The 26,066-nt window shown below is 42.1% G+C and carries 21 protein-coding genes; 9 read left to right on the top strand and 12 right to left on the bottom strand.

Annotated features, from left to right (window positions below):
- Positions 1 to 209: 209 nt before the first annotated feature.
- Positions 210 to 350 carry a hypothetical protein gene (locus tag Q0P34_RS06805; protein WP_294954706.1) on the bottom strand — a complete coding sequence of 47 codons (141 nt, stop codon included), beginning with the start codon at positions 348 to 350 and terminating at the stop codon, positions 210 to 212.
- A 25-nt stretch (positions 351 to 375) separates the two neighbouring features.
- Positions 376 to 6,300: a hypothetical protein gene (locus tag Q0P34_RS06800; RefSeq protein ID WP_294954704.1), complete on the bottom strand. Its 5,925-nt coding sequence runs from the start codon at positions 6,298 to 6,300 to the stop codon at positions 376 to 378.
- Positions 6,301 to 6,827: 527 nt separating this feature from the next.
- On the opposite strand from Q0P34_RS06800, the gene Q0P34_RS06795 reads away from it, so the two are divergent.
- The 3 genes from Q0P34_RS06795 (at position 6,828) to Q0P34_RS06785 (ending at position 10,358) form a co-directional block, all read left to right on the top strand.
- On the top strand, positions 6,828 to 8,054 hold the full coding sequence (locus Q0P34_RS06795; protein WP_294954701.1) for an argininosuccinate synthase: 1,227 nt from the start codon (positions 6,828 to 6,830) through the stop codon (positions 8,052 to 8,054).
- Positions 8,055 to 8,130: 76 nt separating this feature from the next.
- Positions 8,131 to 9,501, top strand: coding sequence for an argininosuccinate lyase (argH, locus tag Q0P34_RS06790; RefSeq protein WP_294954698.1), 1,371 nt, complete (start codon positions 8,131 to 8,133; stop codon positions 9,499 to 9,501).
- Entirely contained in the window at positions 9,498 to 10,358 is an 861-nt protein-coding gene (locus Q0P34_RS06785; RefSeq protein WP_294954696.1) for a hypothetical protein, read from the top strand. The genes argH and Q0P34_RS06785 overlap by 4 nt, the downstream gene beginning before the upstream one ends.
- Positions 10,359 to 10,373: 15 nt before the next feature.
- Here Q0P34_RS06785 and Q0P34_RS06780 read toward each other — a convergent pair whose 3' ends face one another.
- Genes Q0P34_RS06780 through Q0P34_RS06760 form a run of 5 tightly spaced genes read right to left on the bottom strand, consistent with a single transcriptional unit; the run spans position 10,374 to position 13,821 of the window.
- Positions 10,374 to 11,243, bottom strand: coding sequence for a hypothetical protein (locus tag Q0P34_RS06780; protein ID WP_294954693.1), 870 nt, complete (start codon positions 11,241 to 11,243; stop codon positions 10,374 to 10,376).
- Positions 11,240 to 11,791 carry a hypothetical protein gene (locus Q0P34_RS06775; protein ID WP_294954690.1) on the bottom strand — a complete coding sequence of 184 codons (552 nt, stop codon included), beginning with the start codon at positions 11,789 to 11,791 and terminating at the stop codon, positions 11,240 to 11,242. Before Q0P34_RS06775 ends, Q0P34_RS06780 begins: the two co-directional genes overlap by 4 nt.
- Positions 11,792 to 12,631 carry a hypothetical protein gene (locus Q0P34_RS06770; protein ID WP_294954687.1) on the bottom strand — a complete coding sequence of 280 codons (840 nt, stop codon included), beginning with the start codon at positions 12,629 to 12,631 and terminating at the stop codon, positions 11,792 to 11,794.
- Positions 12,632 to 12,644: 13 nt separating this feature from the next.
- A complete protein-coding gene (locus Q0P34_RS06765; protein WP_294954684.1) occupies positions 12,645 to 13,589 on the bottom strand; it encodes a hypothetical protein in 945 nt (314 codons plus the stop codon).
- Positions 13,561 to 13,821 (bottom strand): hypothetical protein, encoded by a 261-nt coding sequence (locus Q0P34_RS06760; RefSeq protein WP_294954682.1) that lies wholly within the window; start codon positions 13,819 to 13,821, stop codon positions 13,561 to 13,563. The genes Q0P34_RS06765 and Q0P34_RS06760 overlap by 29 nt, the downstream gene beginning before the upstream one ends.
- A gap of 182 nt (positions 13,822 to 14,003) precedes the next feature.
- Here Q0P34_RS06760 and Q0P34_RS06755 point away from each other — a divergent pair, with 182 nt between their 5' ends.
- From Q0P34_RS06755 to Q0P34_RS06740, 4 genes are read left to right on the top strand one after another with little or no spacing between them, the layout of a single operon-like run.
- Entirely contained in the window at positions 14,004 to 15,071 is a 1,068-nt protein-coding gene (locus tag Q0P34_RS06755) for a D-alanine--D-alanine ligase family protein (protein ID WP_294954679.1), read from the top strand.
- 9 nt (positions 15,072 to 15,080) lie between these two features.
- Positions 15,081 to 15,506, top strand: coding sequence for a DUF1934 domain-containing protein (locus Q0P34_RS06750; protein ID WP_294954677.1), 426 nt, complete (start codon positions 15,081 to 15,083; stop codon positions 15,504 to 15,506).
- A 14-nt stretch (positions 15,507 to 15,520) separates the two neighbouring features.
- Positions 15,521 to 17,209 (top strand): arginine--tRNA ligase, encoded by a 1,689-nt coding sequence (gene argS / locus Q0P34_RS06745; RefSeq protein ID WP_294954675.1) that lies wholly within the window; start codon positions 15,521 to 15,523, stop codon positions 17,207 to 17,209.
- A 32-nt stretch (positions 17,210 to 17,241) separates the two neighbouring features.
- Positions 17,242 to 18,642, top strand: coding sequence for a radical SAM protein (locus Q0P34_RS06740; RefSeq protein ID WP_294954672.1), 1,401 nt, complete (start codon positions 17,242 to 17,244; stop codon positions 18,640 to 18,642).
- A 25-nt stretch (positions 18,643 to 18,667) separates the two neighbouring features.
- On the opposite strand, the gene ybaK is transcribed toward Q0P34_RS06740, so the two are convergent.
- Positions 18,668 to 19,144, bottom strand: coding sequence for a Cys-tRNA(Pro) deacylase (gene ybaK, locus Q0P34_RS06735; RefSeq protein ID WP_366783796.1), 477 nt, complete (start codon positions 19,142 to 19,144; stop codon positions 18,668 to 18,670).
- Positions 19,145 to 19,226: 82 nt separating this feature from the next.
- Positions 19,227 to 20,624: a sodium-dependent transporter gene (locus Q0P34_RS06730; RefSeq protein ID WP_294954669.1), complete on the bottom strand. Its 1,398-nt coding sequence runs from the start codon at positions 20,622 to 20,624 to the stop codon at positions 19,227 to 19,229.
- A 159-nt stretch (positions 20,625 to 20,783) separates the two neighbouring features.
- On the opposite strand from Q0P34_RS06730, the gene Q0P34_RS06725 reads away from it, so the two are divergent.
- Positions 20,784 to 21,494 (top strand): AzlC family ABC transporter permease, encoded by a 711-nt coding sequence (locus Q0P34_RS06725; RefSeq protein ID WP_294954665.1) that lies wholly within the window; start codon positions 20,784 to 20,786, stop codon positions 21,492 to 21,494.
- Positions 21,494 to 21,823: an AzlD domain-containing protein gene (locus Q0P34_RS06720; RefSeq protein ID WP_294954663.1), complete on the top strand. Its 330-nt coding sequence runs from the start codon at positions 21,494 to 21,496 to the stop codon at positions 21,821 to 21,823. The genes Q0P34_RS06725 and Q0P34_RS06720 overlap by 1 nt, the downstream gene beginning before the upstream one ends.
- 78 nt (positions 21,824 to 21,901) lie before the next feature.
- On the opposite strand, the gene Q0P34_RS06715 is transcribed toward Q0P34_RS06720, so the two are convergent.
- From Q0P34_RS06715 to rbr, 3 genes are all read right to left on the bottom strand, one after another.
- Complete coding sequence (locus Q0P34_RS06715) at positions 21,902 to 23,314, bottom strand: cellulase family glycosylhydrolase (RefSeq protein WP_294954659.1); 1,413 nt, start codon at positions 23,312 to 23,314, stop codon at positions 21,902 to 21,904.
- 18 nt (positions 23,315 to 23,332) lie between these two features.
- Positions 23,333 to 24,250: a zinc dependent phospholipase C family protein gene (locus tag Q0P34_RS06710; RefSeq protein WP_294954657.1), complete on the bottom strand. Its 918-nt coding sequence runs from the start codon at positions 24,248 to 24,250 to the stop codon at positions 23,333 to 23,335.
- Between the two features lie 499 nt (positions 24,251 to 24,749).
- Positions 24,750 to 25,928 (bottom strand): rubrerythrin, encoded by a 1,179-nt coding sequence (gene rbr, locus Q0P34_RS06705; protein WP_294954654.1) that lies wholly within the window; start codon positions 25,926 to 25,928, stop codon positions 24,750 to 24,752.
- Positions 25,929 to 26,066: the final 138 nt, after the last annotated feature.

Below are 26,066 nucleotides of genomic sequence, written 5' to 3'. Positions count from 1 at the left end.
TTCTACCATAGGAGGTCTGTTTTTTTCTATTGTCCATTTTTTACGGACTTGTTCACGATGTTCAATCTGTTTTTATATCCCCTCAGTCACCTGCGGTGACAGCTCCCCTTACAATAAGGGGAGCCATGCATATTCTCTTTTGGCGTGGTTAAGCCCATTTATCGATAGCCTGAAAAAAGGGACCGCCGAAGCGGTCCCTTATGCTTTGATTAGCCAAACAAGTTGTAATCATCATCTTTGTTAAGGTCGTTGTTATCGTTACCCTCAGGGTTTGAAATTGTCATAACGACGTTACCTGACAAAGAGTACTTCCTGATTTCCAATTCAGGCTCAGTATAAAATTTCTTCATTACCTTTACCTCCTCAGAAATCTCATTAAAGTGTTGTAGCAACATTGTCTGCAACATTTGATGGTGTTGTAACCGGTGAATACGCTGTTTTAAGGTTGCCGTTTGCGTCCCTATAAGTAATGTATGCACGCCACTTGAACCAAACGTTAGTGCCGATTACTCTGCCTGCAACTGGTGATGTGTTGATAGAAACTACAAATTGGTTACCGGCAGTCGTGTAGTTTGACTTAAGCTTGTTTACACCGTTTGTACCGGCATTGCCAAGAGTGAATAAGTTATCATCGGTTGTAATTTCGCTTGTTGTGCTTACTGCAGCGAGAACACCCTTTTCTACCATTGTGCAGTTTTCAGGAATTGCAAAGTTAGAAATGATAGATACCTTTTGGTTTGGAGCAACAACAAGCTGTGACTTTGTAAATATGTTTACCTTGTCTTCATTGTTACTCTTGTTATCATTAACAATACCTAATTCAACTGCACGGTTGAATGTAAACTCGTCAAGAGCGATAAGACCGACATTCTCATGTACACGGAATGTATATTCCGGACCGTACATTGCAACCTCACCCTTAATTATTTCGGCAGCGTCATCTCTGAAAATTCTGTCAGAACCGTCTAAAGCAGAACCTGAAAGCAACGGGAGTTGGGTTTCACTATGCATTTCTGCATACCAATAATCCAAATCGTCGGCATTAACCTTTACCCAAGCATAAACTGCAGGGTTGTTAACTGTATTGTTGCTTGTATTGTAGCCTGCCTGAAGTCTACCATCGCTGACTGGTTGTACAGTAGACTTAACCTCTTCGCCGTTTACGTACTGCTTAAGGTCATAGTTCATGCTCAAACCTGCATAACCGTCGGTTGAGTTTTCTCCCGGAGTACCCGGAGTGAAGCTTACCTCATCGTTATACTTAAGGTTTTCAATGACAAAGTCACTGCCTGCCCAGCCGTAGCCAAGGTCTGTTACATATACCTTGTAGCTCTTGTCATCGGTAAATGTGTAAACATAGGTGATTCTTGTATCTTCGGTTACTGTGATAACATCGCCTGAAACCTTTGTTGCACCGTTAACCTTGAATGAATCAAAGGTGTAGTACGGAAGGTTTGGTGCAGTTGAAGCATCAAGAGTAATCTGTGTGCCTGATGGAACATAATCTACTGCAACGCTTGAACCGTTAACACTGTTGATGTAAGAAACCTTGAGATTGTTTGCAGAGGTACCTGACTTTGACTTTGTTGTAAGGATAGTGTTACCTCTGAGAACGAACTGAAGCTCGTCAGTTGTTGAATAAAGCTTCTTTGCAAGTGATGTGTTCTGTGATGTGTACTCATAGTACCAATCAACAGATGAGCCGTCTGCGCGTGCAATGTTAATCGGTGTACCGTAATCAAATGTTACGGAGCCGTTAACATCAAGAGGTTGACCGTTTACAACATAGCCTGTTGAATCGTTGTTGTAAGACTTAACAGTAAGCGTGTACTGCTTTAATCCAACTGTTGAAAGTGCCTCTGTGATAGCGGCATCCATTTCATTCTGGTCCTTGAATCTCTTGCAGTTAACCTTTACTGTGTAAACCTGTACGGTTTCGTTTTCTTCGATTGCTGCGAGTGCAGCTGCGATTTGGTCAGGATCGTATGCGTCAGGGTCCTTAGAAGCCTTCAATTCAGTCTTTCTTGCCTGAAGTGATGAATCGTCAAGACCGAGGCTTGCGTATGATACAAGCAAATTTTTGTAGCTGTTAAGGTTGTTAATTTCTGCCTGGATGCCTGCCATAGCCTCGGTATCATCCTGATACATCTTATCCTTTGCAGCCGGTGAAAGGAAGATGTAGTGACAGCTGTTGATAGCATTGTTAACAGCTCTTGCAGAATCTGCTGTGTAAACATTATCCTCGATGTTCAAAAGGTTGTTAAGAGCATCTGTAAGAGGTTGGAAATCAATCTTGTAGATAAGTGCGTTCTTTGCGTCTGTAAGTGCAGTTACAAATGCATCAACCTTTGACTGATCAGATGCTGCAACGTCCATGATGTTGAGGTCGCTGTAATCGCCGTTAAACGCAGCAGCGGCACTTTCATAAGCAGTTGTAAATGCTGTCCAGCTTTCCGGCTTAACCTTTGACTGATCATTATCGTAAATAGACTTGAAATCTGCAAGTGCCTTTTTAAGAGCCGCATTTGATGCACATTTCTTAAGAGTTCTACGAGCGTTGTAAAGGTTGTTGTATCTTCTGTCGCACTCGGTGATGATTGCATCATATGTCATATTTGCATAGTCCATATTGCTGTTAGCATCTGTGATTGCATTTTGAAGAGCGTTCCATGATGTTGTTGTGTACTGGCTCTTTGTTGCAACAAAGCTTTCTGATGAACATTCTGCAATAAGGTCAAACAATGTAGAAACGTTTACAAACTCAACGTTAAGAAGAAGCGGAGTACGCTCAAAGCCGTAGCCTGCCCAGCCGTCAAATGCTGTTTCTGCATATCTCCAGAAATATACGTTACCGAAATATGCACCTGCCTTACCAAGAAGAAGACGGTTACTGATAGCAGACGGTTTGTTATCCATATCGGCTGCACCTGTTTGTGCAGGAACGTTTACAACTGTATGTGTTGTAAATTCTGTCCAACCGTTCTTTGCATAAATACCGCCCCAGGCCTGTGTGTCGTGACCGTCGGTTACGGCAAGCTCGGTAATAAAGTCGTGATTGATGTCCGTGATGCCGGCACCGCTTGAATCTACACCGACAGCCTTACCTGTTGATTTTGTAACCTTTACGCTGTCAATCAAAAGCTCAAGACCGGCAGAAAGACGTGTCTTTGCCTTGTATTCTTCAAGCTGGGTTGCAGTCATACCGGTGCCTGAAAGCCAACCATGTCCTGCAAAAGCACCACCCTGAAGATTAAGCTCACCGTTTGGAAGGTTGTTTGCGTCAAGAATGATTGAGTCAAATACAGTATCAAAATCATCACCGGTTTGGCCGTTGTATGAGCCCCATCTTGAAATAGGAAGCTCATAAGAATATGCCTCGTGGTTTGTGATGAAAATGATTTGGTCTGTTGAATATTCCCAATAGAACTTGAAGTTATTAGGACGCTTTGCCGAAGCGTATTCGGACTTAACGGTTTTACCCTGATTTGCAAAGGTACCGTTAGAGATAAGCTTGAATGCAGGCTGAAGACCTGTAAACGCAGCTACAATCTTGGTTACCAAATCAGCGTACGAAGAAATTGTGTTTGCAACCTGATTTTCAATTCTTCCGTTAAATGTGCCGAGCTCTGACCGGAAGGTGTTTGCGTCGGCTACTGCGTTTTGAAGAACGTTGTAGTTGCCGTACTTATCGGCATCCTTCTCATATGTCTGTGCCTTTGCGATAGCGGTTGTCATAGAGTAGTTGTTTGGAAGAACGTAATTTACGTTAAACTGTGCAGCCGCAATCTTTGTGCAAAGCTGTTCAACATATCCGTCAACCAATGCCTGATTTTCGGTAGTTAAATCTATCTTTTCGGTATCGTATCCGTAAGAATCCTCGGAGGTCCAAATAGCAATTTTAATTTGAGAAATCAAATCTGCAAGGCCTGCATCTATTGTGCCGTCAACAAAATATTGCGGGTTGTTAACCAAAGCCGTTGCATTGTCGATAGCGTGCTCAAGGATTTGAGTATCAACAACAGAACGGATCATACCGTTCTTGAGGTTCTCTCTTGCAGTGTTAAGAGGCTCGATGAGAGGCTCTGCATTTGCAAATACAAGATCGGACTTAATGCTGATATCGTTTGGATTGCTGTCGTAAAGAGCATAGAAATAATTTGCTGCGTTTTGGTAAGCTGTTACGAACGGATCCCAAACCTCTTGGGTGTACTTTGTGTAATCTGTATTGTCGATTTTATAGTACTTCTTTGAATCGTCGATAGCCTTCTTGAGGCCTGTATATGATGCATAACTTGTATCAACAGTAGCAGTACCCTTGTTGATATCATTCATCATTTTGGTTACGTTATTAGCCTGGGTTGCAACATTGTCAAAATTGATAGCGCTGACATTTGCAGTGTTTGCCCAAGATGTTGCAGCGTCATAAGCAGCGATAAGGGTTGAAAGACCGCCCTGCTGATAATTCTTTACGTCGGCAAGGAGCTTTGCCTTGTCAGGATTCTTGATAGCGTCTGCAAGGCCCTTGTAGTTGAACGCATAAATCTTCTTTACGCCGTGCTTTTCATTTGCAACCGACTGGCTGTAGCCCTTCATATTTTTGTCAACAAAGTTACCGCCGAGAAACTGAGGATTTGTATCGCTTACACCGTACCAAGCCCAGTAGTTACCTACCTGCTTGTAGCCCTTTTGTGAGGCAGAGTTAAAGTAATTGTCAAGGTCTCTGAGCTGGAATGAAGCAGCATAAGCGTTCCAATAGTAACATCTACCTGCAGCAAGGTCTGTTTTCAAGTTAGCTGAATGTTGGCTGAAGTTATTATTAACCTCGGCACCTACACCTGATGTACCATTACGGGAATTATTAAAGTTAAGTGTTCTTGTATCAGCACTACCTCTCCATGTTTGATCTCTGCTACCATTGATAACGGATGTACAAACAAAGTATGAATCGTTACCAACCTTGGTTGTCTGCCAAGATGTATCGGAAGCATCAAGCTGCTGTGCAGGGTAAACGTTGGTGATATATCTATTTTGATTCTTCTGCTTCTTTGCCATGAACATTACAGGCATAATAGACTGTGTACCGTCCCAAAGAAGGATGGTGTTTGGATAGTAGATTTCCAGATAAACGTCACCGGCAAGCGGATAGCCTATAGCCATACCTGACCAGTCTTTGCCGTTATAGTCGTCAGTTCTACCGGTGTTTGATGTTCTACAATCCTCTGTGTAGATGATGTTGTTGTAGTACTTAAAGTCTGCACCCTGAGTAACCGGACGAATAGTACCACAGTCGTTAAACTGAGGTTGTACACCTGTAAACTTACCTGTAACCTCATCTGTCCAAACAGTCATATTTGCGTTTGCTGTCTGCAATGCTTGGGCAACTGTGTCAAGCTCTGCGATAGTAGGAGCATCCTGTCCGCCGTACATATAAGCATCACGGTAGCGGATAGCCTTAAGATATGCCTGATATGCAGGAAGCATGTTCTTGTAAATATTTGAGGTTGATGATGAAGCCATCTTTGACTCAAAGGTGTTGATACCGGCATTGATACCATCCATGCCCGGGAAAACCTCGACGGTTTCATCATATGCAGCAGTTACCTTGATAGCAGTGCTGTAATCTACATATGTATCAGACCAGCCACTGCTTGTGTCTGTGTTAACACCTGTCTGCATAACCATAATGGTTACGCGAGAATAGTTTTTAGCGGTAGATATTGCGTTGTTGAATGCAGCTGCAATGTCGATATTAATCTTTGCACCAGCGGTAAGAGAGCTTGTAGCGATATCCTGAAGCTTTACAAGACCGAAGGTGTTGATTACATTATTTCTGTTTGTGTCACCGTTACCGCCGTAAAGGCTTGCGTAACGTGTGTCACCGCCGTTGAATGAATCGGCATTTGTGTTGTCTACATAGTAAACAGAAAGACCTGTTGCTTTACTCAACGGAGCAGCAGGAATAGTGAGGGTAAAGCTTGCGTTCTTTAACTGAGCGTCGCCAAGTTTCTCCTTAACAGCCTGTGTGTCGTACTGCCAATAAGCAACAGTAAAGTTGTCGTTACCGTTGTCGTTACAAACCTCATACCTTGAACCGTTCATTCTACTGTCGATGTGTGCACCGTTAGTAATAAGACCGGTGTTCTTTTGTTCAATGGTGAGTGTACGTTCAACGGTTTGGATTTCTGATTCTGCAGCCTGTGGGCTCAAATCTGCAGCCAATGCGCTCAAAGGCAATGTTGTTACTACCATTAACACAGCCATAATGATTGCAATTGACTTTTTGAATAGTCTTTTAACCATTGTAAAAAACCTCCCTTAAGATTTACGGTATTACGGGATTAAGACATAGTTTTCCCAATAATACTATATTATTTCTCTATAATAATAGCACATGTCAATGCAATAATCAAGAGGAATTTTTATTTTTTTAACAATTTGTAAATTTTTTAAGAAAGTGGACAAAAAGGAGCAAAATGGTGGATGATTTGGTTTATCCCCTCAGTTTCGCTTCGCTCAACAGCTCCCCTTACCATAAGGGGAGCCTATTATTTCGCCTCCCCTTGAAGCAAGGGGAGGTGGGTGCGTAGCACTCGGTGGGGATTTACCTTTTATCCCTATATATTATATACCATTATATATATGCCGTGAATATACAGCACTTTGCATAAATATACTATAATTGTTGTAATTATATACATATATTGCACAAAATCAGCGTAAATATTTGTATTTTTATGCAAAATTTTACGAAAAGGGTTGCATTATACATTAAAGGTGTTATAATAAACACAGACAAAAACAAATCACCCTTAAAGGAGAATTTTACTATGAACAAGAAAGACATCAAAAAGGTTGTTTTGGCATACAGCGGCGGCCTTGATACATCAATCATCATTCCTTGGCTCAAGGAAAACTACAACAACTGCGAGGTTATCGCCGTTAGCGGTGACGTCGGTCAAGGTACAGAGCTTGACGGCCTTGAGGAAAAGGCTATCGCAACAGGTGCTTCAAAGCTTTACATACTCGACTTGAAAAAGGAATATGTTGAGGATTACGTTTGGCCTTGTCTCAAGGCAGGTGCTGAATACGAAAACTATCTGCTCGGCACATCTCACGCTCGTCCATGCATCGCAAAGGGACTTGCAGAGATAGCAAAAAAAGAGGGCGCAGATGCAATCTGTCACGGTTGCACAGGCAAGGGCAACGACCAGGTACGTTTTGAGCTTACACTCAAGGCATTCGCTCCCGAAATGGAAATCATTGCTCCGTGGCGTGAGTGGGACATCGTTTCGCGTGAGGAAGAAATTGAATACGCAGAGGCTCACAACATCCCTCTTAAAATAAACAGAGAAACAAACTATTCAAAGGACAAGAACGTATGGCACCTCAGCCACGAGGGACTCGATCTTGAGGATCCTGCCAACGAGCCACAGTACAACAAGGACGGGTTTTTGGAGCTTGGTGTTTCTCCGGAGCAGGCACCTGACAAGCCAACCTACATCACCATCCACTTTGAAAAGGGTGTGCCTACCGCTATTGACGGCAAGGAAATGAACGGCCTTGAAATCGTTGAGGCTCTCAACGAGGTCGGCGGAAAGAACGGTATCGGTCTTCTTGACATTGTTGAGAACCGTCTTGTAGGTATGAAATCGCGTGGTGTGTACGAAACCCCGGGCGGAGAAATTCTTTACAAGGCTCACGAGCTGCTTGAAATGATTACTCTTGACAAGGAAACACAGCACTACAAAAAGCTTATCGGTCAAAAGTTCGGCGAGCTTGTTTACAACGGTCAATGGTTCACCCCATTGCGTGAGGCACTTTCTGCTTTTGTTGACGAAACCCAAAAGACAGTTACAGGTGATGTAAAGCTCAAGCTTTACAAGGGCAATGTTATCAACGCAGGCATCACTTCCCCGTACACACTTTACGATGAAAACGTTGCTTCATTCGGCGACGACGGCGGTGCTTACAATCAGGCTGACGCTGCAGGCTTCATCAACCTTTTCGGTCTTTCAATCAAGGTAAAGGCTCTGCTTGACCAAAACCGTGAGTAATTGACAACATATATAATAAGATATATAATTAGGACGGTTACATCAGCCGTCCTATATTATTAGTGAGGTGTATTTTATGGCACAATTATGGAAGGGCAGGTTCAAAAAGGAGCTTGCCAAGGAAACCAACGATTTTAACTCATCCATCGGCTTTGACTGCCGTATGTTTGAACAGGATATAAAGGGCTCTATTGCACATGCAACAATGCTCGGCGCAACAGGGATTATTGACAAAGGCGAGGCAAACAGAATTGTTGACGGCTTAAACGATATTCTAAACGACATCAAAAGCGGTGCTATCAGTATTGACATGCAGGCAGAGGACATACACACCTTTGTTGAGGGAGAGCTGACCGCAAGGCTCGGACAAACAGGCAAGCGACTCCACACTGCACGTTCAAGAAACGACCAGGTTGCACTTGACATCCGTCTTACACTGCGTGACGAGATTGACGAAATCTCTGCCAAGCTAAAGGCTCTTGCAACAGTTTTATGCAACAAGGCAGAGGAGCATTGTGCAACCATTATGCCGGGATACACCCATCTGCAAAGAGCACAGCCCATCACCTTTGGGCATCACCTTATGGCATACTGCTCAATGATACTGCGTGACATTGACAGGCTTGAGGACGTAAAAAAGCGAATGAACGTTTGCCCCCTCGGCTCCGGTGCTTTGGCAGGAACCACCTACCCTCTTGACAGAAATATGGTTGCTGATTTGCTCGGCTTTGACGGCATTACCTCAAATTCTCTTGACGGTGTGTCTGACAGGGATTTTTGCATTGAGCTTGCATCTGCATTATCGCTCGTAATGGTACATCTCTCCCGCTTCAGCGAGGAAATCATTATGTGGTGCAGCTGGGAATTCAAATTCGTTGAGCTTGATGATGCATTCTCTACCGGATCATCTATTATGCCGCAAAAGAAAAACCCCGACATTGCAGAGCTTGTCAGGGGCAAAAGCGGCAGGGTATTTGGTGATTTGACTACCCTGCTCACAGTTATGAAGGGCATTGCGCTTGCATACAACAAGGATATGCAGGAGGACAAGGAGGCAATATTTGACGCAGTTGACACGGTTAAGATGTGCCTCAACGCCTTTACTCCTATGGTTGACACCATGACCGTGCTAAAGGACAATATGCGTAACGCGGCAGCCAAGGGATTTATCAATGCTACCGACTGTGCAGACTATCTTGTGGGGAAGGGACTGCCATTCAGAGATGCATACAAATGCACGGGTGAGCTTGTGGCACTTTGCATTGACAGGGGCTTAACCCTTGAAACCCTACCGCTTGAGGAATATCAAGCTATTTGTGACCTGTTTGACGACGGTGTTTACAACGCAATCAGCCTTGAAAAATGTGTAAATGACAGAACTGTTGCAGGCTCTCCGTGCCCTGACAGCGTTCTTAATCAGGTAAAGCAAGCGAGGGAAAAGCTATGATTAGCATAACAGACAAGGCTTCATTTTTCAATGCAGGCAGTAACACAATTATATGTGACAACCCTGACAGCGTTGAATTTATCGACAGCAGTATCAACATCAACGGTGAAGGCAACATCGTTGTAATAGAGGACGGAGCAAAAATGAAGGGCTGTGTGCTGAAAATCAACGGCGACAATTCCCTGCTCTACCTCAGCAAAAGCAAGCATTGGTACTATCTTGACGCAACGGTAAACAACAACACAGCTGTTTACTTTGGCAAAAACTGCTACTTTAACGGCAGAATGACTGTTGTTACCTCCGAAAGACAAAATGTATTTGTGGGCAAGGACGGATTGTTTTCGTATGGCATTTGCATACGCACGGCAGATCCGCACTTGGTTTACGATTGCAACACAAAGCAAAGGCTTAATCACAGTGCATCGGTTCTGATTGGTGACCACGTTTGGCTCGGTCAGGCTGTAATGCTCCTTAAAGGAACTCAAATCGGCTCCGGCTCAATCATAGGTGCAGGTGCTGTTTGTGCAGGAAAAAAGGTGCACTCCAACACATCCTTTGCCGGAAATCCTGCAAGGCTTATACGCGAAAATGTATTTTTCACAAATAAATGTGTTCACTCCTGGACCGAGGATGTCAGCAACGAAAATGAAACGGCAGATACTGATGAATGGGTTTATTCGCAGGACAAAAATACAGTAATACTTACCGATATTGACAACGCCTTAAAGGCGTGCAAAACAGCAAACGAAAAGCTAAATTACATACAAAACAGCTTACCTAAGGGCAAAAACAGGTTTTACATTGCCCCACAACAAAAGCAGAAAAAGGGCCTATTCGGCAAATCAAAAAAGGATTGAGTTTTCTCAATCCTTTTAATTATTTGTAATTATTTTTAGGTATCTTGTTTGGTGTCTAAATTTCTCTCTGTCAATGAAATACTGCGAAATGCAAAATGCTCCAATCCCCACAAAAAGAATGCCGAGCGAAGCAATAGACCTGTACAAAAGCACCTGCCTTTGCATTGCTTCAAATGCGAGCGACATTGCCTGAGGCTCGATGGTGATTTTGCCGTAAAGCCCAAAGACAAGCATTGACACAAAGGAAATTAATCCCGCAAGCCCGCCTGTCATTATGCCTACCGAAGCATACGACAACAGCCTATGCCCGTCATTTTTATGCAAAATTGCAAGCAATGCCACGGCAATCATAGCTGTCAAAACGCAAAACGAAAGGTTCCTTGTTGCTTCCTCTCGTTTTTGAGCAACTGCATCTTCCAAATATTCAAGACCGTGGATGCCCACAGTGTCGCAATAAATCTGCTCCGCCTCACGCGAGGTAAGGTCAATCTCCTCTTTTGTAAGTGAAAGGCTGTTTGCCTTTGCGTATTCCTTTATTGTGTCTGCAAAATAACCGTATCTGCTGCCGTTTCGGAGCAAGGAATCATTCTCATCAAACAAAGCCTGTGCAGATTGAAGCAGGCTCTCTTGAGTATTAAACTTAACGGTTACGCTGTAAAACACATCAAGAGGAAGATTCGACTTAACTGCAAGAGCCTTATACTTTTGATTGAGCTGTTTATTACACTCATCTGCAACGGTCTGTGTGGCAATACCTTTTTCGTAAAACTGCTTGTTCCCCACGGTTGCAACGGCAATACCGTTATATACTCCGGCAACGCAGGCCACGGCAATTATTACACAGATAACAAATGACAAAAGCCTTTTTGTTTTTTTACTATTCAAGGCTGCTGCACCTCCTCATACACAACCGCAGTGTACTGCGAGGTAAATCCGTAATCAGATGCGTTTTGATAATACAAAACAAATCCTCTGCCTACATCTGTATTATGGTTATAAATATCATTTTCATTTTCGGCAGAGAATGTGCAAACCACCTTGTACCTATGCTTGCTATCCCCTACCACAGCCGTAGCCGAGGACTGACCGTAGGCGTCATAATTATTGTTAAGCACAAGATAGTAGCCAACCCCGATTTCGCCGAGCTTGGCACCTTTTTTATAGCAGGCATTACCCTCCAACGCCGAATAGCAATCATCGTTTACAACATCAATGCTACTGTCACCAAACGATATTTCACCCATTTTGGTATATGACGAGGGGTCATACTGCATAAGCCTTTCACCCTGCAATATGTCAACAACACTGCTTTTTCCAAGCAGAAGCACCGTTACAAAAGCAATAATTATCCCCAAGGCAATAGGAAAAGCCACTGCTTTGGAGATAATTGATTTTTTCTCGTTAGGTGTTCTTTCAACAGAGATATGCATCATTTACTGCATACCGCCAAGCTGATTTGTCATACTAAAGCTCTTTTTCTTCTTTGGCTTGTATGCAGGAGGGTTTTTAAGCTTTTTAGTATATCTGTTTTTCTTTGCGGTGAGCTTGTTAACCTCGTGAACTGCACCTGCCATATATTCGGTCATATACTTATCGGCAACAGCCATAATTTCCTTATCGTTTTTCATCTCGCCGAGAATGGTAACGGCAATAACATCCTGAACATCATTGATGCCGTCCTCGTAAACCTCGTTTAGCATTTTGAACAGCTTTTTGCGTTCAGCCTCGCTTCCGTTTTTGATAACATCAAGCACCTTGGGAGTACCGTGATTGATAAAGAAATCCTCCGGTAAAAACTCGCCGTTTGCAACAACGTTAGCCTTGATCTCATCCTTAAATTCGGGATAAAGAGTACCGAAACGATTGGCAAGGCTGTCAATGTCATAGCTGACAATGCCGTTCTTTGCCTTTGTTCTTGAAACCGACTTTGGCATCTTAACCTTATCAAGATTTACAGGCTTGCGAACCTTGAACAACCTTTCAAGCTCATCAACAATCTCGTTTGATGTAGACTTAATATCCCTGTCATCAACAACATCAAGCTCAAACAGACTGCGCGAAATTGTATTAAATTCGGTTTGCTCACCGTTATTTTCGTAAGCACATTCAAGTGAAAGAATGTTTGTTTTAGAGTCGTGAACAAGGCGGTAAATTCCCTTTTCACCGCTGAAAGCAACAGAGTTTTCAGTTTCAAAATCCTTTTTGAATTTCAAATCCTGATTAATCTGCTCAAGATATTTTTCTATATCCTTGTATGCCTGATTTAATTCCATAAGTTATGATCTCCTATAAACTATTGTTTTCCTGATCTGCCTGTGAAACGATTTGACTGATAGAAATATCACCGTCACTACTGCCTATAAGCAAATCCTTGGTTATATTATGTTCTTGATTTTGACTGCGAAATTTGCTCACATAATACCTGTAAACAAATACCAACAGACTGTATCCGCAAATGACAAGCGCTGCGCCAAAGCAGGCTAAAATAACAAAAAACAAATTGAACGCATCTGCAAGAGCGATATTTACACCTGCATTTTCGGTCAGGTACATTTTTTCGCTGAAGCCGGCAACGGCATTAACACCGAAAAGTGCGATTAACGAAAGCCCTGAGGAAATGAGGGCACAGCCGTAATGACCGAACACCCTTGTTCTTCCGCCGAGCGTTACAAAAATAAACACTGCCAATGCAACAGACAGCACAAAAAATGCAAGTGCAAGCATAACTGCGGTTTTGCCGAGCCTTGACGCAAAGGTAGAAAATTCAACATTATTATCAATGCCCATTGATTTGTTAAATGCATCACAGGCAAGAGGCACTGCCCTGTCAAGAGCATCCTTGTCAAGCTCAAGCCCGTTAAAGCGGTAAAATTCCGTAATACCGTCACGGTAGCACCCGCTTATGTTTGAGCTTTCGGAATAATCATAGTTTACACCGCTGAAGGCAGATTTTATAATTTCCTTTTGCAGAGTTTTAATTTTGTTTTGACCTACTGCAAACTCAAATGCCTTTTGCTCAATTCCGGTTTCCTTTGCAATCTCCTTCGTTCTTTCGTTTAGAGAATTCTGCACGGCAACGGTTATTTCCTCTTTACCGAGGAATCTGTTGTAAAAATCGGCATTGCCTATGGTTGTAGATGCAACTGCAACAGTAAAAAAGAGGAACATAAGCAGAGCAAGAACAACATCATAAAATGTAGTTTTAATCTTGTACAATCTGTGCGTATTCATCTTCAATATACTCCGTTGTTTGGGTCGGTGCTGTTGTTGTAAGGCTGTCATGATGGTTGCCGCTTGGGAAAAGAGCAACCCTTGGACTTGCCAAAAATGCACAAATTCCTACAACAACCGCCGCAAAAATAATAGGTATAAAAATACCCTTTATTCTTAAATTTCTGCCAAGTGATTTTTCTCTCTTGGTAACAGAAACATCGCTATCGTTATTCAGAACAATCACTCCCAAATTGCATCTTGTTAAGGCACAAGCCCACTAATTAATGAATTATAACATATAATTGTTGATTTGTCACTAAAAATTTTAATAAAATATTTTTAAGTTTTATATTACTGTGATATTGAAAAATGAAATAAAATATGATAAAATAAACAGAATATTGCCCAAGGCGGCACACACAGGTGAATTTAATGAAAAAGATTACGCTTGCAATTCTTTTCGGCGGTGCATCGTCCGAGCACGAAATCAGCTGCATCAGTGCTAAAGGAATACTAAGCAACATTAACAAAGAAAAATACAATATAAAAATGCTCGGCATCACAAGGCAGGGCGAGTGGTTTTTGTTTGATGACGATATTGAAATGCTTACTAACGACAGGTGGCTGACATCTAAATCTCTCAAAAAGGCATACATTTCTCCGGACTCAAAAATTCACGGAATCGTCACCGAGGACGGGGATACAATCAAGCTTGATGTTGTGTTCCCTGTTCTTCACGGCAAAAACGGAGAGGACGGCACAATTCAGGGCTTATTACAGCTTGCCCAAATTCCGTTTGTAGGATGCGATGCAACATCATCCGGAAGCTGTATGGACAAGGCAGTAACAAACGCCGTAGCCGATGCATTCGGTATTGCACAGGCAAAGTGGTGCTCGTTTACAAAATACGAATACTGCAAGGACAGCCAAAAATGCATTGACCTTGCTGTAAACAAGCTCGGCTTCCCTATCTTTATCAAGCCGGCAAACGCAGGCTCATCGGTAGGCATTACCAAGGCGCACAACACCGAGGAGCTTATCAAGGGGCTTGAGGTTGCATTTAAGGAAGACAAAAAGGCCGTGCTTGAGGAATTTATTGACGGCCAAGAGGTTGAAGTAGCTGTGCTTGGCAACAATGAGCCTATTGCCGCAGAGGTGGGGCAAATTGTTGCAGCAGCAGAATTTTATGATTTTGATGCAAAGTACAACAACCCTGCATCAGAGCTTCACATTCCTGCTTTGCTCAGCAAGGAAAAGCGAGATGAGGTTCGCCAAGCGGCACTTATGGCATACAAGGCTCTCGGCTGTGAGGGACTCAGCCGTTGTGACTTTTTTGTTACAAAGGACGACGAAAGAGTATTGCTTAACGAAATCAACACTATCCCGGGGCAAACTCCTATCAGCATGTATCCAAAGCTTTTTGAGGCTGTCGGAATAGGATACACACAGCTTATAGACAGACTTATAGACCTTGCTTTAGAGCGAGGAGGCATAATTTAAGAGGACAATATGGCAAAGGCGTTAATTACAATTACCGGTCGCCAGCAATATGATGACGACAAGGATCAGGTAGAAATGAAAACCATCGGCACGGTTGAACAGGATGACGAAAACTACATAATCAGATACAACGAGGAGCTTGAAAACAGCACTATGCCAATCCGTGCAAGGCTGAACATTGCCAAGGACGAAAGCAAGGTTGAAATGATAAAATCCGGTCCGTACTCCTCTTGCTTGATTATAGAAAAATCAAAAAGACATCTGTGCAACTACGGCACGGAATACGGCGATATGCTTATGGGAATTTTCGGCAGAGAGGTTGAAAATGCCTATAACGACAACGAGGGTACCTTTAAGTTCAGCTATGATATTGATATAAACGGTGCAATATCATCACAAAACGATGTTACAATAGAGTTTAGATTAACGGAATAATCAGGAGAATAAAAATGTCAAAAATTGTTAAGGAAACAGAAAGCAAGCTTTACGATGCAATAGTAAATGCTGTTAATACTGCCACAGACAAGGGCGATTTGCCTGAGGCTCAAATGCCGAAGTTTATTATTGAAAAGCCTGCAGACAAAAAGAACGGCGACTTTTCATCAAACATTGCCATGGCAGGTGCAAGAGCATATCATCAGGCACCGCGCGCAATCGCAGAGGCTATTGTTAAGAATTTCAGCTTTGACGACGGATATATCGACAGATGTGAAATTGCAGGCCCCGGCTTCATCAATTTTTATTTGTCAGACAAATATTACAGCGAAATACTTAAAGATGTTGTTGAAAGCGGTGACAGCTACGGACGCTCCGACTACGGCAAGGGCAAGCGTATACTTGTAGAATTTGTATCTGCAAATCCTACAGGGCCAATGCACATAGGCAACGCAAGAGGCGGTGCCATCGGCGACTGCCTTGCAAGTGTTCTTGACGCCGCAGGCTACGATGTTCAAAGAGAGTTTTACATCAACGATGCAGGTAATCAAATAGAAAAATTTGCAACCTCACTTGAGGTTAGATATTTACAGGAATGCGGCAGGGACATTGAGTTGCCCGAGGATGCATACCACGGTGCAGACATCACCGCACACGCAAGGAATTTCTTTGCACAGGTTGGCGACAAATACGCAGATTGTGACTCGCAGGAGCGCAGAGATGCCCTTGTTGCATACGCACTGCCAAAGAACATTGAAGGCCTTGAGGCTGACCTTGGCAAATACAGAATTAAATACGACAAATGGTTTAAGGAATCCACTCTGCACAACGACGGCTCTGTTAAGGCAATAATAGATGCACTAAAGGAAAAGGGCGTTACCTACGAGCTTGACGGTGCTCTTTGGTTTAAGGCGAGCGAATTTGGCAACGATAAGGATATAGTTCTTATCAGAGCTAACGGCATACCGACCTACATCGTTCCCGACATTGCATACCATTACAACAAGCTTGTAACAAGAGGATACGACAAGGCTATTGACGTTCTCGGAGCAGACCACCACGGATATATCCCGAGAATGAAGGCTGCATTGACCGCGCTCGGTATTGATGCAGACAGACTTGATATAGTAATTATGCAAATGGTAAGGCTTGTCAGCAACGGCGAAACAATTAAGCTTTCAAAGCGTTCGGGCAAGGCTATTACCCTAAACACATTGCTTGAAGAGGTTCCTATTGATGCGGCAAGGTTTTTCTTCAATCTTCGTGAGCCAAACTCTCACTTTGATTTTGACCTTGAGCTTGCCGCAAAGCAGAGCAGTGAAAATCCTGTATACTATGTTCAGTATGCACACGCAAGAATTTGCTCAATCATCAAAAAGGCTAATGATGAGGGCATTGATATAAGCAACGTTGACGATTCCGTTCTTAACAGGCTTTGCACCGACGAGGAGCGCGAGCTCATCTCTCACCTTGCAGGCCTTACAGACGAAATCATCAATGCCGCAAAAATCTATGACCCTGCAAAAATCACTCACTATGTTATTGAGCTTGCAACCCTGTTCCACAAGTTCTACAATGCTCACAGAGTTGTAACGGATGACAGGGAGCTTACTCAGGCAAGGCTTTACCTTTGCACAGCAGTTAAGAACACTATCAAGAACATCCTTGTTATGCTTAAGGTTGATGTTCCCGAATCAATGTAACAATCTTAATCCTATAAGAAAAGAGACAGACAATGAAGTTCAAAGCAAGCACATTACACAAGATCGGCAGACCGCTTGTGAATTATGTTTATAAAAATCCAAAAAAGAATATACCCAAAATTCTTAAAGTAGGCAAGGCGGTTACAGGCAATCTTTTTCCCGAAGCAACCTGGACAATGCCCCTTGATGTTATAACAAATCCAAACAACATCTGGAACGAATTTGTATATCGTACCATCGAGCAGACAGACCGTGAGCTGTTGACCAATTTGCTTTTAACCTTTGGTATTGACGCAGGCTATATCGGAACTTCTACCCTGCGTGAAAACAGAGATAAGCTAAAGTGCAACATTCCTTGGATAATTCTTATGGACCCAACATCTGCCTGCAACCTAAAATGTAAGGGCTGTTGGGCTGCCGAGTACGGACACCATTCCAATCTTTCTCTCGACGAAATGAGAAAAATTGTCACCGAGGCAAAGGCACTCGGAACACATTTCTTTATGTTTACCGGCGGTGAACCACTTGTCAGAAAAAAGGATATTTTAACGCTTATCAGCGAAAACAAGGATTGCATTTTCCTTGCCTTTACAAACAGCACATTGGTTGATGACCAATTCTGTGAGGATATGAAAAAGGCGGGCAATCTTACCCTTGCGCTATCTATTGAGGGTACAGAGGAAACCACCGACTTCAGACGCGGTGAAGGTGTGTACAAAAGAGTTTTGGATGCAATGGCTTTGCTGAAAAAGCACAAATGCATTTTCGGCACATCCATTTGCTACACAAGCAAAAACTATGAGGCTGTAACCTCTGATGAATTCTACGATATGGAAATCGAGGCAGGTGCAAAATATGCACTGTATTTTCACTATATGCCTATCGGCTCTGACGCAGACACAGACCTGCTGCTGACACCTGAGCAAAGAGAGCATGTTTACCGAGAAATACGCAACAAGCGCAGCCACAAAAACGGCAAGGCAATATTCACTATGGATTTCCAAAACGACGGTGAATTTGTAGGCGGTTGCATCGCAGGCGGAAGAAACTATTTTCACATCAACAGCGAGGGTGACGCAGAGCCATGCGTATTCATCCATTACAGCGACAGTAATATAAGAGAAAAAAGCATTCTTGAATGTCTGCGCTCACCACTGTTTAAGCAATACTACAAGGGGCAACCGTTTAACGACAATATGCTTCGCCCTTGTCCAATGCTTGAAAATCCACAGGCATTAAGGCACATCATTGAGGTTACAGGTGCAAAATCCACAAACCTCAACTGCCCTGAAAGTGCCGAGCAGCTTTGCTCAAAGTGTGACCGATATGCAAAGAATTGGGCACCAAAGGCAAAGGAAATATGGGAGGAAAAGGAACGCTTTAAGCCGTTCACACAGTATTACAGGGATACAGACGAAGCAAAAAACGAATAAATAAACAGGACACCTAACCAAATAATTAGGTGTCCTTTGTTATATCTGCATATTTTAGGTGTATTACCTTTTCCAAATCCACAGGCGACAGGCTGACCTGACACCCAACTCTGCCGCCGGAAAAGAATATAATTTGGGCATTCTGTGCGTTATTATGAATGACAGTTGTAAATTGCTTTTTCATACCTATCGGCGAGCAACCTCCGTGGATATATCCCGTAAGAGGCAAAAGCTCCTTTTGCGGTATCATATCAATGCTCTTTTCACCAACAGCCTTTGCCGCCTTTTTTAAGTCAAGTTCATTTTCGGCAGGCACCATAAAAACATAATGCTCCTTTGATTTTCCGACAGTCACAAGGGTTTTGTACAGATACTGTGGATCTGTTGAGAGCCCTTTTGCAACCTCACCTGCGTTGGTTGTCATATTGTCGTATGCATAATGACTGTATTCAATTTTCTTTTGGTCAAGCACACGCATTACGTTTGTTTTATCCTTTATCACATAATCACCCCGTTTTTTACATAATTTCACAATTAAAATGCAGGCACACAATGTACCTGCATTTAATTATTTCAATCGTATACTAACCGATTGTGAATATACCAAATGATTGCAGAAGAAGAACTACAAGCAAAACAGGAGCAACAAACTTTAATGTTACATTGTAGATAATCTTACGGTTAAATTTCTCTCCGTTCTTTGTAACCTCATCAATAATGGTCTTTGGCTTTGCAACCCAACCAAAGAGGATGCAGGTGCCAAGAGCAACAAGCGGCATAAAGACATTATTACTGATGTAGTCCATAATATCAAGGATTTGTGCAGTTGCGCCGTTTGGAAGCTGATATTCAAAGTAAAGCTTATTATAGCCAAGGCAAACGATGATACCGGCAATAATAGCATATAAGAAAACTACTATTGTAGCTGTATTACGCTTCCATCCGAATCTATCCATAAGCGATGCAACAATTGCTTCCATAATAGATACCGATGATGTAATAGCGGCGAAAAGCACCATAACAAAGAAGACAATACCAACAACAGTGCCGACAGCGCCCATCGCGTTAAATACCTTCGGCAACGAGATAAACATCAGGCCGGGACCTGCAGACATACCGTCCTTGCCCATAAATACAAACACGGCAGGTACAATCATAAGGCCTGCAAGCAAAGCAACAAGGGTGTCAAAAATCTCAATCTGATTAACTGATTTCATAAGATTTGTCTTCTCATCAACATACGAGCCGTAGGCAACCATAATGCCCATGGCAACGCTGATAGAAAAGAAAAGCTGACCGAGAGCATCAAATATCGTTGTAACAGCCGACTTCAATGTAAGCGCCTTAAAGTCAGGTACAAGGTAAATCTTAAGTCCCTGAAGGCCTGTACGTGTTACACCATCTGCATCTGTAAACTTGAGAGTAAGAGCAAAAATTGCAATGCCGATAATAAGCAGGAACAGTATAGGCATAAGTACACGGCTTGTCTTTTCAATTCCCTTGTTAACACCGCCGAAAATAATGAGCGCGGTTACGGCAAGGAATACAATCATAAGAATGATTGGTTGCCAAAGGCTTGTGATATGACCTGTAAAATAGTCATCTGTTGCTGCTGCAACACCGTCTCCCGTAACAAAGGTTACAAAATACTTCAATACCCAACCGCCGATTGCACAGTAATACGGCAATATGATTATCGGCACAAGTGTAGCAAGAGTACCAAGCCATCTAAAGTTTTTGTTGATTTTTGAATAAGCGGTAAGCGGTGATTGCTTTGTCTTTCTGCCCAACGCAATCTCTGTTACCAAAAGAGTAAATCCAAATGTAAGAGCCAAAATGATATAGCATAGAATGAAAAATCCGCCGTTATCCTTAGCTGCCAAATAAGGAAATCTCCAAATGTTTCCAAGGCCTACGGCACTTCCTGCTGCTGCAAGGACAAATCCGATAGAGCCTTTGAAGCTGCTTCTATTCTTTTCCAAAACAGAATCCCCTCTCTAAAAAAATTGTTGAATTTAATTATAACATAAAAAAAGAAATTATACAACAAAAATTTTTTTATTATTTAAGTGTTCCCTGTTGTTGACAAAAAGATACCAATATTGTAAAATCGTTTTGTTTTTTAGAGAGAGGGAATACAAATGAAAAAAAGCAAATCAAGTACCTTAAGATTTGCCTTAAAAAAATCTATGCCCGTTTTATTTGGATACCTGTTTTTAGGCTCTGCCTTTGGTATTTCACTTTTTGAAATAGGCTACAATTGGGTTTGGGCAATAGTTATTTCGTTGTTGGTATATGCCGGCTCCGGCCAGCTGCTGCTTGTGTCTATGATTGCATCGGGAGCAACACTGCCAAGCATTGCCATAATGACTTTTTTTGTAAACTCAAGGCACATCTTCTACGGCTTAAGCTTTGTTGAAAAATTTAGAAGCTACGGCTGGAGATACCTGCCGTTGATTTATTCGCTGACCGACGAAACCTACGGGGTAAACACCTCATTCAATTCAACACCCGACGATGTTGACGAGGGCAACGCAAGATTTTTGATAGGCATATTTAACCACGCATATTGGATAATGGGCTCTGTAATCGGAAACCTTGCAGGACGGCTGATAAAAATTGATTTTACGGGCATAGATTTTTCCATGACGGCATTATTTGTTGTTATATTCCTTGACCAAATGCTCGCATCAAAATCAAAGCTTCCGGGTCTGCTTGGAATCTTTGTTGCAATATGCTGCCTTTTGTTGCTCGGCCCCGACAAATTCCTGTTGCCGAGCCTGATACTGACTGTATCGCTTTTGCTTGTAATGAAGCCGATGCTGTCCTCTGATTCAAAGGAGGTGCGCTGATGCTTACTACAAGTCAAATGATAATTACGGTTCTTGTTGCAGGGGTTACTACCTTTGCCACAAGGCTGATACCCTTTGCCGCGTTCGGCAACAGAGAGGTGCCCAAAATCATCAGGTACCTCGGCGACATTATGCCAAGCGCAATTATCGGTATTCTTATTATATATTGCATAAAGGACGGATACAGCTTTGATTTCAATATCCTTATGCCACAGCTTATTGCAATAGCCTTAACGGTGCTTGCTCACCTGTGGAAAAGAAACACCCTGCTGAGCATCTCCGTCGGCACAATATCATATATGCTTTTGATACACTATGTGTTTATATAAAGCCAATAGCTGTTAGAAATTCATCGGTTTCAAATGCTTCTGCTGTATTGAAGAAAGAGAGGTTGATTTCGAGGCTGATTAATAATCTATTTCAATAATGTTTTCGCCGATGGTGTTGCTGTATTCAACATAGCCCTTACCAGGCACATAAACGATTGTAGGGGCTGTGTTATCGTTACATATGTAGCTTAATGCAAAATGTCTGCTTTCGCTGTTTGATGAATATTCAACAATATCGCCGCATACGGCACAGGGGTACGGTCTGTTCATTACCCTTGTAAATTCCTTATTTTGATAAAGATAATTCCAGTATATGCTTGACCACTGATTTTTCTCTATCAACGAGTACACGTAATCCACGTGCTTAATCCATTCGTTTCCCTTATGGGCACTTCCGCCCCATTCACCCATAATAACGGGCACATTCATTTTAAGCTGATTTTGCCTGATTGAATCCAAAATATACTTAACACGGGCATTACTTGAATAGCTGTTATACAATGCCGAATCAATAAACAAATCATAAGCATGCGGTGAGTACACATAATTGTCGCCGGGCTCAATGGCAAACGGAACACCTAAATTTGAATAATAGTTATGCTCAAACAATGCAATGCAATTTTCGTTGCATCTGTTTTTTGATACCTCGTCAATAAACGGCTGAAAATATTCACTGTTAAAGTCCTCGGTGTACTGCTCAAGTGAATCTACTATTTTTGAAAAAGCATCATAATCATCAATAGCCTTCAGGAATTTTTTTAGGTTTCCTATTGTGCGAACCTTGAGTGCAATAGCAAGCGCCATTCGTAAGAAGCCGGACCTTTCTCTGCCGTTTTCAAAATATCTTTCTGCATGAAAATCCTTGTTAAGCCCAACCTTTACTGCGTTGTTAACAAGTGTGCAGAACACCTTGTTTGAATTATCGGTAATCATGGGCTCATTAAGATAATCAAGGGCTATAACATTTTCATAATCCTTGAATTCATCGCAGATAACACCCCAAAGCTTAATAAACTTTGATTGAATATCATTTTTATTTCGCCAAAAATCATTGAAGGCTCTTTGAACATCACGCACGTAAAAATATCCCTCTGCCCAAATTGCGACAGGGCTTTTGTGTGCATAATCCTTTGTCACCCATTCGGGCGCTCCGTCGCCGAACTTGAACTTGCTGCAAAACAAATCCTGATGGGTATCAAGCACAATATATATTCCTCGTTCACGGCACTTGTCCACAAAGAATTTAAGGAAATCAAACATCCTTTGGTCGTATTCGTTTTCCTCAGGCTCAAGCGCCGCCCAGGTAAATCCAAGCCTAATAATATTTACACCGTTATCGCACAAGGCATCAAGCACCTCATCAATATGCTTGTGCCATTTGTTAATGATATGAGCGCTCATACGGTCGTACTTAAAGCACAGGTTAATCCCCTTAAATATACGTTGTCTGCCGTATTCATCACGAATACGCATACCTTCTGTTCTAAACATAAAATTCTCCGTTATACTTTAATATTCAACCCTCTCGCCTGTTAAAAACGAGAGGTCATTTGTTTTGTTTTTCAAATTATCACCGTTAAAAAATGCCTTTATTATTCCCAATGAATCGGGAACGGCAAGAGTGAATAAATCATAAAAGCTTTCTGTCCTTTTTACCGAATTATACGGCGACTGCCAAACAGAATGTGATTCATTTGCAAGACTGTTGCACAATGTCAAATCATCGGTAAGCATCATTGCCGACGGCATAAATCCCTTTGTAACAGTTGATAATATCTTCTCAAACGGGCGCAAAATCATCCTTTTGATGTGTCGTGGGTCGTAGGTCGCTTTTTGAATATACATAAGGTCGTCAATAGCCTGCCTTGCCTGAAATGACGAAATGTGAAAATCCGTGTAGGAATTAACAACATATGCAATAGCCCTTGCACATTCGTCCGCCACCTCGTCGGTGAAATTGAATGCTTCAAAGGTCTTAAAGCCTGACGGCTTACTAATATCCAACATCCTGTTGATTAAATATGAATCAAGAGCAAACTCCACAGTATTGTGTGCCGTAAATTGATGTACCCTTGGTCTTTTATCGGTTATTTGCTTTTGCATTGCATACACATAAGGATGGCAAATTCTGTCAAGCGAATAATGCAAAATAAATCCCACGGCATATGATTTGGCAATGTCGTTATTTTGCTCAACATAATCTCGCAAAGCCTCAAGCAATGCCGACGGCACACTGCGATGTAAGGCAGAGCCTACTGCACGAAGACTTTTACCGTGCATCCATGGCAAAGCCCGGTGGTCATAGAAAATATCAGGCCCCTGTGTGCCGATATACACGGCAGACTCATTGAGTTCAAAATCTACTGCTTGTCTGATTTCTTTAAGCATACTGTTTGCAAATAAAAAATGTGAGGAGTATGCAGGCATAGCCTCGCCCCTTTCTACTTATACATTATACATAAATTATAATATTATGCAAGCAGACCGTTACGTACGCCGAAAAACAAAATTAAAAAAATATCGAAATTAACGGATTATATTCCTACCGATGAGGATATGGAGAAGTCATTTGCAAAGCTTACTAAGCAAGCGAAATAAATCCGAACAAGCCTAAAATGGTTTGATTTCGGCATATTTTCGCTTTTCGTCATTGTAAGGCACCAGCCTAACTGCTTCCTCAAAACAAAAATCTGCTCAAAATCAATTCCGTTTTAGGTCGCAGATTTTTTATGAAACGGATTTTTCGTTAGGCAAGGCACAAAACGCAGTTAATCCTTTCGGATTAACGAGTATTTTAACACAGCATAGCGGAAAATCCGTTCATAAAAAACTTATTCGGATTTATCTCGCTTGCTTAAATAAAAAATGACATAGCAAAAGGGTTATGGAACAGTTTAGTTCCATAACCCTTTTTGATATTATGCTATTAGTAGTTTTCTGCGTGAATTTCGAAGAATGACTGAGGATGTGCACACACAGGGCAAACCTCCGGTGCCTTTGTGCCTACTACGATATGACCGCAGTTTCTGCACTCCCAAACCTTTACCTCGCTCTTTTCAAATACCTGTGCGGTTTCAATATTCTTAAGCAATGCACGATATCTTTCCTCGTGGTGCTTTTCGATAGCAGCCACTGCTCTGAACTTAGCGGCAAGCTCGGTAAAGCCTTCCTCCTCGGCTGTTACTGCAAAGCCCGCGTACATATCTGTCCACTCATAGTTTTCTCCGTCTGCGGCAGATTCAAGGTTAGCCGGTGTATCGCCGAGGCCTCCCAATTCCTTAAACCACATTTTTGCGTGTTCCTTTTCGTTATCTGCTGTTTTAAGGAACAATGCAGACATTTGCTCGTAGCCCTCTTTTTTTGCTACCGATGCAAAATAGGTGTACTTGTTTCTTGCCTCACTCTCTCCTGAAAATGCTTGTCTAAGATTCTTTTCGGTTTGAGTTCCTGCGTATTTATTTGCCATAGCTTTTTCCTCCTTGTTAATGACAATTTTTTCAAAATCTGATGCCGGGTGCTTGCACAGAGGACAAACAAAATCCTCGGGTAATTCCTCACCGACATATTCGTATCCGCAAATTGTGCAGCGCCAAATTGTCTGCCCCTGCGGTGTTTCGCCTACAGCCTTTGGCTTTGGCTTTATGTTTTCAAAATAATATTCGTATGTTGCAGAGCGTTGATTGCTGAGCACCTCCATATCGTCGATAGTGCCGACAAACATTGTGTGCGATCCGAGATCCTGTGTACCGGTAACGGTAACACTGATATATGCGTTTGTACCCTTTGTAATATAGCATATTCCGTTTTCGCATCTTTTATAATCGGTAAAATTTTCAAGCTTGTTAACATCCTTGCCGGATTGAAAGCCGAAATGCTTAAACAAATCAAATGTTGCGCCCTGACTGATGATGGATACAACAAATTTGCCTGTTTTTTTAATCATATCGTGTGTAAAATTTGCCTTGTTAACACAGATGCTAAGCTGGTTTGGTGCAGATGCAGCCTGAATAGCGGTGTTAATGATACAGCCGTTATCCCTGTCGCCGTCTTTTGCCGTTAAGACAAACAAGCCATAGCTCAGCTTGTGCATAGCTTTTTCGTTCATAAACAACAACCTCCTTTGTTAAATAATACCATTTTGCACAATCTTTTTCAATAAATTATTTTTATCCAAATTGTAAACAATATACATATTGACAAATTTCAATTTGTGTATATAATAGTTTATAGAAGCACGTCAACA

It is taken from the genome of uncultured Eubacterium sp. (genome assembly GCF_945980375.1).
Taxonomy (GTDB): Bacteria; Bacillota; Clostridia; order Oscillospirales; family Acutalibacteraceae; genus Eubacterium_R.
Note: the sequence above shows the minus strand (reverse complement) of the source record. Positions and strands in the feature narration are given on the sequence as shown.

Coding starts and splice junctions, on each gene's coding strand:
- argH (WP_294954698.1), top strand. CDS start 8,131: ATGGCACAATTATGGAAGGGCAGGTTCAAAAAGGAGCTTGCCAAGGAA.
- Q0P34_RS06805 (WP_294954706.1), bottom strand. CDS start 350: ATGAAGAAATTTTATACTGAGCCTGAATTGGAAATCAGGAAGTACTCT.
- Q0P34_RS06775 (WP_294954690.1), bottom strand. CDS start 11,791: ATGATGCATATCTCTGTTGAAAGAACACCTAACGAGAAAAAATCAATT.
- Q0P34_RS06720 (WP_294954663.1), top strand. CDS start 21,494: ATGCTTACTACAAGTCAAATGATAATTACGGTTCTTGTTGCAGGGGTT.
- rbr (WP_294954654.1), bottom strand. CDS start 25,928: ATGAACGAAAAAGCTATGCACAAGCTGAGCTATGGCTTGTTTGTCTTA.
- Q0P34_RS06765 (WP_294954684.1), bottom strand. CDS start 13,589: ATGAATACGCACAGATTGTACAAGATTAAAACTACATTTTATGATGTT.
- Q0P34_RS06710 (WP_294954657.1), bottom strand. CDS start 24,250: ATGCCTGCATACTCCTCACATTTTTTATTTGCAAACAGTATGCTTAAA.
- Q0P34_RS06740 (WP_294954672.1), top strand. CDS start 17,242: ATGAAGTTCAAAGCAAGCACATTACACAAGATCGGCAGACCGCTTGTG.
- Q0P34_RS06725 (WP_294954665.1), top strand. CDS start 20,784: ATGAAAAAAAGCAAATCAAGTACCTTAAGATTTGCCTTAAAAAAATCT.
- Q0P34_RS06800 (WP_294954704.1), bottom strand. CDS start 6,300: ATGGTTAAAAGACTATTCAAAAAGTCAATTGCAATCATTATGGCTGTG.
- Q0P34_RS06785 (WP_294954696.1), top strand. CDS start 9,498: ATGATTAGCATAACAGACAAGGCTTCATTTTTCAATGCAGGCAGTAAC.
- Q0P34_RS06750 (WP_294954677.1), top strand. CDS start 15,081: ATGGCAAAGGCGTTAATTACAATTACCGGTCGCCAGCAATATGATGAC.
- Q0P34_RS06770 (WP_294954687.1), bottom strand. CDS start 12,631: ATGGAATTAAATCAGGCATACAAGGATATAGAAAAATATCTTGAGCAG.
- argS (WP_294954675.1), top strand. CDS start 15,521: ATGTCAAAAATTGTTAAGGAAACAGAAAGCAAGCTTTACGATGCAATA.
- Q0P34_RS06795 (WP_294954701.1), top strand. CDS start 6,828: ATGAACAAGAAAGACATCAAAAAGGTTGTTTTGGCATACAGCGGCGGC.
- Q0P34_RS06715 (WP_294954659.1), bottom strand. CDS start 23,314: ATGTTTAGAACAGAAGGTATGCGTATTCGTGATGAATACGGCAGACAA.
- Q0P34_RS06755 (WP_294954679.1), top strand. CDS start 14,004: ATGAAAAAGATTACGCTTGCAATTCTTTTCGGCGGTGCATCGTCCGAG.